The sequence below is a fragment of the Staphylococcus simulans genome (assembly GCF_003043455.1).
GTDB lineage: Bacteria > Bacillota > Bacilli > Staphylococcales > Staphylococcaceae > Staphylococcus > Staphylococcus simulans_A.
Window position 1 is genome coordinate 1 of the sequence record NZ_PZGG01000002.1, and the last position, 11513, is coordinate 11513.

Below are 11513 nucleotides of genomic sequence, written 5' to 3' on the forward strand. Positions count from 1 at the left end.
ATTTTCACTTACTATCTATCTTATCAGTTTCTCCACTGTTATCAATGCTTTTCAAACTTTTTCAGGACAATTCTTATACAATGATATGCTATTCCCTAATATAAAATGTATTTTTTCTCTCTTTATTTCCATTAACTCTTTTACTCCACGCATTTTTAATCTTGTTTATATTTTTCTCAAACAAAAAAGAGCACTGACTTCAAACTGTTTTTACAGTCAGAATCAATGCTCTTCAAAATAATATTATTTATTTTTCATCATCAAAAATAAAGTCTTCATCACGCAATGCTTCTACGTTTAACGCTAATGTATAGCCGTCACCTTTAACTGAGAAGAAGTCGTGGTTTTTCGTAGACGTATCTAATGCGTTTTCGATAATTGGGTTGAATTCGCGTTCTTCGAAGTAAGGTTCGAAACCTAAGTTAGATAATGCTTTGTTTCCGTTATAACGTACATAATTTAATACATCATCAGTTAAACCGATTTGATCATATAGTGAGTGTGTATAAGAAACTTCGTTTTTGTATAACTCATCTAATAGTTTATACATTTCTTGATCTGCACGTTGTTTTTCATTTTCTGAGAGTTCATTACGCATTTGTTGTGCATCTAAACCTGTGAACACACCGTGGATAGACTCATCTAATAAAATTTTACGGATAATTTCACCAGATGTTGTCATACGACCTTGTCCAGCAAGATAAAGTGGATAGTAGAATCCAGAATAGAATAAGAATGTTTCTAAGAACACACTAGATACACGTGCCATATATTGATCATATACTGATGCATCTTTTCTCCATAGTTTATGGTAGTTGCCCACAATTTTATCTGATTTGAATTTTAAATGTGGTTCTTCAAGTACCCATGTATCTAATAAATAGTTAGTCTCACTAGATGGTAATAACGTTGTGAAAATGTGAGAATAACTTTTCGCATGGATTTGTTCCATCATACCCATAAATGAGTATACAGCTTTTTTACGTAAATCTTTCGTATGCATCATGACTAAAGGCATGCCGTCATCAGCTTGATGTGTATCTAAACCTGTTAAACCTGCAAGTGCCTTCTTAAATGTATCTTGTTCTTCTGGTGTTAATGTTTTCCAACTCGCAATATCTTTAGAAACTTTAAATTCAGTTTCAACCCACATTTGGGAGATGTTTTGTCGCCAAAACATGTTTGTCATATCTTCTTGCGTGTTCCAATTGACAGCAATCATCAAAGTGCATTTCCCCATTCTTGATTTTTAATTTTACTCGTTCAAATTCCGTTTAAAAATTTTATATGATTAGAGGAACAACCTGATAAAGATTGTTCCTGGATAGGCTTCATTAGATTGCGCAGCTTGTACATTCTTCTACGCTTAATAATTTGTTACGTGTATAATAAAGTGATTTTAGACCTTTATAGTGTGCATAAACATATAAACGTGCTAATTCACGTGTTGAAATTTCTGAGTTAACGTAAAGGATTGTTGAGATACCTTGGTCAACGTGTTGTTGAATCGTTGCGACTAAATCAATTAAACGCATTTGATCTGTATTGAATGCTGATTTGTAGAACCACATAGTTTGTGGTGATAAGAATGGCATTGGATAGAATGTTTCTGCGTTGCCATACGTACGACGTTCGATTTGGTCAACAATCGGCATTACTGAGCTTGTTGCGTTTTGTACATAAGAAATACTTTGTGTTGGCGCAATCGCAAGACGGTAAGCGTGATATAAACCATATTGCTTAACATCTTCTGCTAAAGCTTTCCAATCTTCTGCAGTCGGAATTTCTAAACCTTCGAATAAAGGTTTAACTTTTTCGTATTCAGGCACGATATCCGCTTCTGTATATTTCTCAAAGTATTTACCGCTCGCATAATCTGATTTCTCGAAGTCTTTATACGCTTCGCCACGTTCTTTCGCAATTTGCATTGAACGTTCGATTGAATAATAGTTCATCATCATGAAGAACACATTCGCAAAGTCTTTCGCTTCTTCAGATTCATAACCGATTTGGTTCTTCGCAAGGTAACCATGCAAGTTCATTACACCTAAACCAACAGAGTGCAATTCACTGTTTGCTTTACGTACACCTGGTGCGTTTTGGATATTTGCTTCGTCACTTACAACTGTTAAAGCGTCCATACCTGTGTGTACAGAATCTCTGAATTTACCTGATTCCATCACATTGACAATGTTTAATGAACCTAAGTTACATGAAATGTCACGTTTAATTTCATCTTCAACACCATAGTCATTGATGACAGATGTTTCTTGTAATTGGAAGATTTCAGTACATAAGTTACTCATTTTGATTTGACCGATGTTTGAGTTTGCATGTACTTTGTTTGCGTTATCTTTAAACATTAAGTAAGGATAACCTGATTGTAATTGCGTTTGTGCAATCGTATTTAACATTTCACGTGCATCTTTTTTACGTTTTAAGATGTTTGGATTTTCAACCATTTCATCATAGTATTTCTCAAGATCGATATCATCTAATGTCACACCATATTCATTGTAAACCGTATGTGGTGCGAACATATAGAAGTCTTTACCTTCTTTTGCAAGTTCAAAGAATTTAGCAGGTACAATTAAGCCTGTTGAAATTGTTGATAAACGGATATCTTCGTCCGCGTTAACTTTCTTAGTATCTAAGAATTCTTCAACGTCATAGTGGAAGATATTTAGGTAAACAGCACCAGCACCTGGTCTTTGACCTAATTGGTCTGCATAGCTGAAGCCGCCTTCAAGTGATTTCGCTACAGGTAATACGCCTTTTGCGACACCTTTGATACCTTTGATTGCTTCACCGCGTGCACGAAGTTTAGATAAGTTAATTGCGACACCGCCGCCGATTTTACTTAATTGTTTCGCTGTTGAATCAATAAAGTTGATAGAGTTTAAGCTGTCATCTACTTCTAATAAGAAACATGATACAAGCTCACCTCTACGTGCACGACCTGCGTTTAAGAATGTTGGTGTTGCAGGTTGGTAGCGTTGTTCAATCATAGATGAAATAAACTGTTTCGCTTGTGCTTTATCGCCATCTGCTAGATAAAGCGCAACAATTGTCACGTGTTGTGTATAGTCTTCTAAATATTGTTTTTTATCATTTGTTTTTAATGCATAATCTTTGAAGAATTTACTTGCTGACATATAGCTCGCAAATGTAAATGGAATGCTGCGTGCATATTCAGTAATTTCTTTTAAGTCTTCTTCACTATATGTTTGGAATACATCTACATAGAAATCATTATCTACAAGATAGTGCAAACGTTCGATTTCTGAATCGAAATAAATCGTATGATCTTTGATTTCTTCTAAATAAACTTCTAGCGCTTCTTGGTCTTTTTCTAAGCTGAAGAAACCATTTTCTTTACGCTTTGTAACCTCGTTATTTAACTCAATATGATTGTACTGCTTTTCGTTCATAGTCTTCATATAAATGCCCCACCTTATCTTTAAACTCTTCTACGTCTTTTTTTGTACCTTGTACTTCAAATTTCATTAATAGCGGAACGAGATATTCTCGAGAAATGGTCTCGCTGGCTTTCGCAAAGTTTTGCCCCCAGTTACGGTTACCGCTGCCGACCACTGCTCTGATCATGTTTCCGTTATGACTTAAAAATGTTTTGACAACATCTGGCACTTCTCCAAAACCGATTGTACTAGTGACCAATACATAAGGCTCGTCCAAGCGCACATCCGCGCAGTTATCATTTGTAATCTCTAAAGTGTCCTCAAATTCAGTTCTTGCAACAAATCGTTTCACGTTACCAGTAAATGAAAAATATACTACCTTCATTGAATCACCCGCTTTCTTACAAAGAACGCGCTTAATCGTCACATAGCGTCATGCACATATTATTCATAATTAAAAAACATGCCAGGCTGCCGTACTGGTATTGCTGTTTCTAAAAAGAAGTTGTGACTGCTGCATGTTTTTAGTTTATTTCGATATGTTGATGCATTGCTCCCTGCCACTACATATTGTGTTGGCATATTTTCAACCGAGTATTCCTTCACAATACTCTTATCCATATAAGAACAATTATTTTTGTTTCAGTTTGTTTAGACATTACTTGTCATCACAAGATTGAATACGATTTCCTATCTTTACAGACAAACACGGTTAATCCCCTAACCTATCTGTTCATCTTGCAAAATCTGTGTGAAATTGCCATAAAGTAGTGAAATATAATTTTCTTATTTTTGGACTCGACCACAATATATAGTGTTAGGTTCCGTTCTTCAATACTATATTATGTGATTCATTATACCGAACACCTATTATAATTTCAAAGAGATTCACACCTGAAAATTTTCTTTAATTTTGTCAAAATTGATGAAAGTAGCGTCATCTCTATGCTTGACGTTCTTAATTTTTCCCAAAAATCATTTTAAAATAAAAAATTGTAATTTTGCTCTTGATTTTTTGAGAATTTGTGTACCGCTTGTCATCACAAGATTCCGTTGATTTGCGTCATGAAAGGCTTAACACAATTTATTCATCAACACAAAATAATCATTCCTTTCAGTTAGTGACGTGTCATTCAATTTAGAATATAGAACGTATGTTCGTTTTCTAGTATACCACGCTCATTTTCTTTAGCAAGTCTATATAGGCACTTATTTCTATATATGCTAAGATGATATACGTTAAGTTTTGAGGAAAGTTGAGGAAAGTATATGGATCCAAAAATAAAAGGAATCATTGCGATACTTGTTTCAGCTGTAGGGTTCAGCTTTATGTCCCTATTTTTCAGACTCGCTGGTGATTTACCTGTCTTCCAGAAATCACTCGCTAGAAACTTAGTCGCAATGCTTATTCCACTGTATTTCTTATATAAATACAAACAGCCCATGTTTGGTAAATTAAGCAGTCAACCCTTATTAATCGCACGTTCGACACTTGGTTTAATCGGTGTCTTGCTCAATATTTATGCTATCGATCATATGCTGTTAAGTGACGCAGATACATTGATGAAACTCAATCCTTTCTGGACGATTTTACTCAGCATGATTTTCTTACATGAGAAAATACGTAAATATCAAATTACAGCGATGTTGGTCGCAATTGTAGGTATGTTGTTTGTCGTACAACCACAATTCTCTTCAGAAATGATTCCAGGTATCGTTGGATTATTTTCAGGTATTTTCGCCGCATCAGCTTATACTTGTGTACGTGCATTAAGTACAAGAGAAGCACCTTATACAATTGTCTTTTACTTCTCTTTCTTCTCAATTGTTGCTTTAATTCCATTCGTTATCTTTACGTATGTACCGATGTCAGGTCTGCAAATGATTTATTTAGTCGGAGCTGGCTTGTCAGCAGCTGTCGGCCAAATCGGAATTACATTAGCATATAGTTTTGCACCTGCAAAAGACATTTCAATCTTTACGTATGCTTCCATTATCTTCACAGCATTAATGGGTATTGTCATTTTCGGAGAATCGCCAGATTTATATGCTACACTAGGATATGTCATTATTATCAGTGCCAGCTACTATATGTTCGAAAAAGCACGTAGACAAAGCAGAAAACCAACACAATCGTCTCATAGAGGAGGAAAATAAACATGTCACAACAAGGCAGAAGCAAAGAAGATTTAGAAGATCTTACATTGCTTGGTAATCAAAATAACCAATATGACTTTAATTATCGTCCAGATGTGTTAGAGTCTTTCGATAATAAACATCAAGGACGCGACTATTTTGTAAAATTTAATTGCCCTGAATTTACGTCATTATGTCCGATTACAGGACAACCAGATTTCGCTACAATCTATATTTCATATATTCCGAATGTCAAAATGGTAGAATCTAAATCATTGAAACTTTATTTATTCAGTTTTAGAAACCATGGTGATTTCCACGAAGATTGTATGAATATCATTATGAATGACTTAATTGAATTAATGGATCCGCATTATATTGAAGTTTGGGGGAATTTTACGCCACGTGGCGGCATTTCTATCGACCCTTATACAAACTATGGTCGTCCAGATTCTAAGTATGAAAAAATGGCTGAATATCGCATGATGAATCACGATTTATATCCTGAAAAGATAGATAATAGATAATTGCAGATTCACTTGAAGAACAACCTGATTAAATTCGGGTTGTTTTTTATTTTGTGGGAAGCGGATTCATAACTTTTTATTGTAAGAATGTAAAAGGTATCTTCATTAATTTTCAGAATTTTCTTGTATATGCACTTTTAATAGCTTAAAATTATTTTAAGTCATTCTTAGGGGGAAATTTATGAACAAGAAACAATATACACGCGAAGAAGTCATTCAAAGCACACCACGAACTGGTTTCTTTGGTCATCCGAAGGGATTAAGCACCTTATTCTTTACTGAGTTTTGGGAGAGATTCAGTTACTATGGTATGAAAGCCATTTTAGTTTACTACCTGTATTATTCTGTGGCTAAAGGCGGGTTCGGCCTAGACGAATCTGTAGCCATGCAGATTGTTGCCTTATACGGGACGTTAATCTATATGTCTGGTGTAATCGGGGGCTGGATTGCTGACCGAATCACAGGTACACAACACGCCGTGTTCTTTGGCGGTATTCTCATTATGTTCGGTCACATCATTTTAAGCTTACCAGGCAGTTTAACCGCCGTTATGATTGCTTTATTACTTTTGATTATCGGGACAGGTTTATTAAAACCAAACATTTCTACAACAGTTGGCGAATTATACGACAAAAACGACAATCGTGTAGATGCAGCTTTTACCATTTTCTACATGGGGATTAACTTAGGTGCCTTAATTTCACCTATTTTAACAGGTTACTTGCAAACACGTGTCGGTTTCCATGCTGGTTTCGCCACAGCAGCCATCGGGATGTTTATCGGTTTAGTTGTTTACTGGTCTAAACGTAAGAAGTATTTAAACTTAGCAGGGTTATCTGTACATAATCCATTAACAAAAGAAGATACTAAGAAATTCTCTTTAATTGCTTTAGCCATCGTAGCAGCATTCGCAATTTATTTAATCATTTTAAAATCATTCAATGCATTAACAATCGAAAACTTCAGTTTATTAGTTACATTTATCGGTATTGCGTTACCGATTTATATCGTAATTTACATGCTTGTCAGCAAGAAAGTGACACCAGAAGAAAAATCTCGTGTCGGCAGTTATGTACCGTTATACATCACGTCTGTAGCTTTCTGGATGATCCAAGAACAAGGGTCTACTATCTTGGCAAACTTTGCAGATAAGAAAACAGAATTAAGCCTAGCTAAATTAACAGGTGGCGCGATTAACTTTGATATTCCAGCCGCTTGGTTCCAATCATTAAACCCTATCTTTATCGTTGCGTTAGCACCACTTTTTGCGATGATGTGGGTCAAACTCGGCAAACATAACCCGCCTACTGTAATCAAATTTGCATTAGGTGCGATTATCGGTGGGGTTTCTTACTTAATTATGGTAGTTCCTTTAGCAGGAGGCTTAGCACCGGGTGAACTGATTCACCCTATCTGGTTAGTTCTAAGCTTCTTATTAATCACAATCGGTGAGTTATGTATCTCACCTGTCGGTCTAGCCACTACAACAAAACTTGCGCCATATGCGTTTACAGCGCAAATGATGAGCTTATGGATGTTAAGTAATGCGACTGCACAGGGTCTCAATGCGCAGCTTGTAGTCATCTACGCTAAAATGGATTCAGGTCAATACTTCTTATACTCTGGCTTATTAACATTAGCTATCGGGGTATTGCTTGTGATTATTTCACCATTTGTACGTCGTGCAATGAAAGGTATCCACTAATACAAAATCAATCAAATTCAGTCTGAAATTCTTCAAGGATTTCAGGCTTTTTTATATGGTCAATTTTTCACTTTCACTTTTTTGCCATATTTCAACCCACACACTTTATCGCACTTTCTCCAGTAAGTTTCTCCCTCAAACTACGCCTTTTCTTCTAATTATGCTTGATTAATCGCATTTTATATCTTATTCTTTTCTGAAAATTGTCAATATTTTTATTTTTAGAAAATTATTGAAACTCTCTTTTTTACATAGTAGAATCGAATATAATCCACTCCGTTATAGGATAGAAAGGTCGGGGTTAGTTTGCAGAACAATTTACATCAAAAGCATGTCCAAGAAATACCACAGAAAGGTTTCTTTGGACATCCAAAAGGATTAGGAGTCCTCTTCTTCGTAGAATTTTGGGAGAGATTCAGCTATTACGGAATGCGCGCACTCTTAATCTTCTACATGTTCTTCGCTATTAAAGATGGCGGATTAGGCATGGACAAAACTACTGCACAGTCAGTCATGTCAGTGTATGGGTCACTGATCTTTATGACCAGCGTACTTGGCGGCTGGGTCGCAGATAGAATCACAGGTACACGCCGAGCGACAATGTACGGCGCTATTTTAATTATTATCGGTCACGTTTTCTTAAGCTTGCCATTAGCGCAAACAGGGTTATTCATTTCAATGTTCTTTATCATTGTAGGTTCAGGGTTAATGAAACCGAATATCTCTAATATTGTAGGTCGCTTATATCCTGAAAACGATAAACGTATCGATTCAGGGTTTGTTATTTTCTACATGTCCGTAAACATGGGTGCGCTTGCTGCGCCATTAATTTTAGACCAATTCTCTAAAGGTCATATGTTCCACCAAGGTTTCTTAATCGCAGCAATCGGTATGACACTCGCATTGATTATTTATCTTCTATTCAACAGACGTAACTTAGGTGACGTTGGTTCAGCACCGACAAACCCACTAAATACAGTTGAAAAGAAACGTTATTCAATGATTACAGGCATTGTAGTCGTAGTCATCGCACTTGTCTTAATCATCACTGGTTTAACAGGCACATTATCATTCAATTTAGTCAGCACGACTGTCTTAATCTTAGGTATTGCCTTACCAATCGCTTACTTTACAACTATGATCAGAAGTAAAGAAGTCACAGATGATGAACGTTCACGTGTTATTTCATTTATTCCATTATTTATTATCGGTGTGATTTTCTGGTCGATCCAGGAACAAGGTTCTAACGTATTAAACATTTACGCATTTACAGGCACAGATATGAAATTGAATTTATTCGGTTGGACGACTGATTTTGGTAAAACATACTTCCAATCAATCAACCCATTATTCATTGTGTTATTTGCGCCAGTACTGTCTTATGTTTGGAAGAAAATGGGAGAACGCCAACCAAGCCTTGCGACTAAATTTATTTGGGGTGCTTGGTTAGCAGGTATTTCATACATCTTAGTTGCGGTTGTTATGATGACATCTGGCGGTGGCACAGTATCCGTAAACTGGGTAATTCTGTCATACATCATTTGTGTTATCGGTGAACTTTGCTTATCACCAACAGGCAGCAGTGCCGCAGTTAAATTAGCACCAAAAGCTTTCAACTCTCAAATGATGAGCTTATGGTTACTAACAAACGCAACTGCACAAGCCATTAACGGAACACTTGTTAAATTAATTGAACCGTTAGGCTATCAAAACTACTTCTTATTCCTAGGTGTCCTAGCAGTAGTGATCGGCCTCATCGCATTTATGTTTGTACCGAAAATTATTAAAGGTATGCGTGGCATACGTTAACACATAGTAGAAGCATCAAACGCTATTCATAGTAGTGGTTTGATGCTTCTTTATTTATATATCTTCTAATTAAATTACTAATGAAGGGTTATATCGATACAAAAAAGACGGGCACCCCCGTCTTTAAAATTTGCTTATTTATTTCCTAAGAAATATTGCTCAACTTCTTTCCAGTTGTTAACGCGATCGAAGTCTTCATTGTGAATGTTATGTTGTGCAGTATACATCACTGGTTTCCCTGTAAAACGTGCCAGTTGTCTTGGGTTATCGTCAATTAAATAATCTGCTTTGACAATATTTTTTCTGCCACAGAAAACAAATTGTTGCGGATCTAAGAATGGGAAATGCACTCTTAACCATTCATATTTTTCATGGAATGAAGTCGGCACATCCATTGCGGCTGTCGCAATATAAATATCGTAGTGTTCAGCCAACTTCTTCACTACTTCTTGTGAATCTTTAATAACTTCTAGGTTCTTAAAGAAACCAGGTTGTTTTAATACTTCATCAAGTACCCCTTCATGTTCAGGCATAAAGTGACGCAATTTATTCCCATCTAATAATGCCTCTTTAATACCTAAATCTGTACGTTTATTCACTTCTTCAATCAATGCTTTGATTGTATCTGCTAAAACTTCATCCATATCAATCGCTATTGATTCTCTCTTCATCCTGATAGCAACTTCCTTTCCTTTTCTTCTCTTCGAGTATAGCATATTTATTTTATAAAGTTGTCAGGTGTGGTTTAAGAAAATGTTAAGTAAAAAAACAAGTATCTACACGAAATATTGTTGATACTTGTTTTAGTTAGCCATTATGCTTCAAAATCAAAGTTTTTAAGTACTTCAATCATTTTATCATTTTGTTCTGGGAAGCCGATGGTAATACGTACCCCAATTGGGAACTCACGTGTAATACATCCGACTTTTAGTAACGCTTTATATAAATCATGTGGACGTTTCGTATTCACGAAGACAAAGTTCGTTTGGCTGTCGAAGAAATGTTTGTTTTCAGGAATTTCAAAGAATTTTGCACGTTCTTCAGCATTTTTTTGTTGAATGTCTTTTAAGTAATCTTGATCTTGGTAAGCTGCGACTGCCGCATACTCAGATAAGCGTCCTACGTTAAATGGTGGACGAATAATATTATAGTTATGAATCGCTTCTTCTGTCGCAATGATATAACCGACTCTAAGACCTGCTAGCCCATATGCTTTAGAGAAAGTACGCATTAAGAATGCATTTGGGAAACGTTCTTGTAATTTTAACGTGTCCGGGAAATCTTCCGCAGTCACAAATTCAAAGTATGCTTCATCTACTAAAACTGGAATATGACTAGGCACTTTTTCTAAGAATGCTTCTAATTCATCATGTGTCACATATGTGCCTGTAGGGTTATTTGGATTACAAATCCACACTAATGCAGTGTCTTCATCAATCGCTTCTAAAATGCCGTCTAAATCGAATTGACCATTAGATTTTAAAGGCACTTGTACGACTTCAGCCGCTTCCACAATCGCATTATGGTAATACTGACCAAATGTCGCTTGGCTCGTCACAATCTTATCTCCAGGCGTTAACACAGCACGAGAAATCATTAAGATAACCTCATCTAAGCCTGCCCCAAATAAAATACGGTTTTCATTGATGCCCAACCCTTTCGCAATTTCTTTACGTAATGTCGGTGCACCTGTTTCAGGATAATACAATACTTCATCTACATGCGCCTTAATCGCTTCTTTCGCTTTAGGTGAAGGACCATATAAGTTTTCATTTGATGCTAGTTTATGTAATTCAATATCTAAACCGAATTCTTCTTTTAACGCTCTAGGTGATAAACCAGGTTGATACGCTGAGAGCTGTTTAATTTGTTCTTTCATCGATACATCTGCCTCCTCAAAATGTTGTTTCTAATAAT

General features: G+C 36.0%; 9 protein-coding genes. 4 read left to right on the forward strand and 5 right to left on the reverse strand.

Features of this window, described 5'->3' with window-relative positions:
- Nucleotides 1-247: 247 nt before the first annotated feature.
- From nrdF to nrdI, 3 genes are all read right to left on the reverse strand, one after another.
- Nucleotides 248-1222, reverse strand: a complete 975-nt coding sequence (nrdF, locus tag BU038_RS00500) for a class 1b ribonucleoside-diphosphate reductase subunit beta (RefSeq protein WP_107604336.1) — start codon at nt 1220-1222, stop codon at nt 248-250.
- Nucleotides 1223-1334: 112 nt separating this feature from the next.
- Nucleotides 1335-3440 (reverse strand): class 1b ribonucleoside-diphosphate reductase subunit alpha, encoded by a 2106-nt coding sequence (gene nrdE / locus BU038_RS00505; protein WP_107604337.1) that lies wholly within the window; start codon nt 3438-3440, stop codon nt 1335-1337.
- Nucleotides 3403-3804 carry a class Ib ribonucleoside-diphosphate reductase assembly flavoprotein NrdI gene (gene nrdI / locus BU038_RS00510; protein WP_107604338.1) on the reverse strand — a complete coding sequence of 134 codons (402 nt, stop codon included), beginning with the start codon at nt 3802-3804 and terminating at the stop codon, nt 3403-3405. Before nrdI ends, nrdE begins: the two co-directional genes overlap by 38 nt.
- Nucleotides 3805-4688: 884 nt before the next feature.
- On the opposite strand from nrdI, the gene BU038_RS00515 reads away from it, so the two are divergent.
- From BU038_RS00515 to BU038_RS00530, 4 genes are all read left to right on the forward strand, one after another.
- Nucleotides 4689-5576, forward strand: coding sequence for a DMT family transporter (locus BU038_RS00515; RefSeq protein ID WP_107604339.1), 888 nt, complete (start codon nt 4689-4691; stop codon nt 5574-5576).
- A 2-nt stretch (nt 5577-5578) separates the two neighbouring features.
- Nucleotides 5579-6082, forward strand: a complete 504-nt coding sequence (queF, locus tag BU038_RS00520) for a preQ(1) synthase (RefSeq protein ID WP_107604340.1) — start codon at nt 5579-5581, stop codon at nt 6080-6082.
- A 181-nt stretch (nt 6083-6263) separates the two neighbouring features.
- A complete protein-coding gene (locus tag BU038_RS00525; RefSeq protein WP_107604341.1) occupies nt 6264-7787 on the forward strand; it encodes a peptide MFS transporter in 1524 nt (507 codons plus the stop codon).
- A 306-nt stretch (nt 7788-8093) separates the two neighbouring features.
- Nucleotides 8094-9596, forward strand: coding sequence for a peptide MFS transporter (locus BU038_RS00530; protein WP_107604342.1), 1503 nt, complete (start codon nt 8094-8096; stop codon nt 9594-9596).
- A gap of 134 nt (nt 9597-9730) precedes the next feature.
- Here the strand turns inward: BU038_RS00530 and BU038_RS00535 are convergent, their stop codons facing one another.
- Together BU038_RS00535 and hisC are read right to left on the reverse strand one after the other, a co-directional pair.
- A complete protein-coding gene (locus tag BU038_RS00535) occupies nt 9731-10267 on the reverse strand; it encodes a 5' nucleotidase, NT5C type (RefSeq protein WP_107604343.1) in 537 nt (178 codons plus the stop codon).
- A gap of 143 nt (nt 10268-10410) precedes the next feature.
- Nucleotides 10411-11475 (reverse strand): histidinol-phosphate transaminase, encoded by a 1065-nt coding sequence (hisC, locus tag BU038_RS00540; RefSeq protein ID WP_107604344.1) that lies wholly within the window; start codon nt 11473-11475, stop codon nt 10411-10413.
- Between the last annotated feature and the right edge of the window lie 38 nt (nt 11476-11513).

Excerpts from the sequence above, each read along its gene's own strand:
- nrdF (WP_107604336.1), bottom strand. The coding sequence starts at position 1,222 with ATGATTGCTGTCAATTGGAACACGCAAGAAGATATGACAAACATGTTT.
- nrdE (WP_107604337.1), bottom strand. The coding sequence starts at position 3,440 with ATGAAGACTATGAACGAAAAGCAGTACAATCATATTGAGTTAAATAAC.
- nrdI (WP_107604338.1), bottom strand. The coding sequence starts at position 3,804 with ATGAAGGTAGTATATTTTTCATTTACTGGTAACGTGAAACGATTTGTT.
- BU038_RS00515 (WP_107604339.1), top strand. The coding sequence starts at position 4,689 with ATGGATCCAAAAATAAAAGGAATCATTGCGATACTTGTTTCAGCTGTA.
- queF (WP_107604340.1), top strand. The coding sequence starts at position 5,579 with ATGTCACAACAAGGCAGAAGCAAAGAAGATTTAGAAGATCTTACATTG.
- BU038_RS00525 (WP_107604341.1), top strand. The coding sequence starts at position 6,264 with ATGAACAAGAAACAATATACACGCGAAGAAGTCATTCAAAGCACACCA.
- BU038_RS00535 (WP_107604343.1), bottom strand. The coding sequence starts at position 10,267 with ATGAAGAGAGAATCAATAGCGATTGATATGGATGAAGTTTTAGCAGAT.
- hisC (WP_107604344.1), bottom strand. The coding sequence starts at position 11,475 with ATGAAAGAACAAATTAAACAGCTCTCAGCGTATCAACCTGGTTTATCA.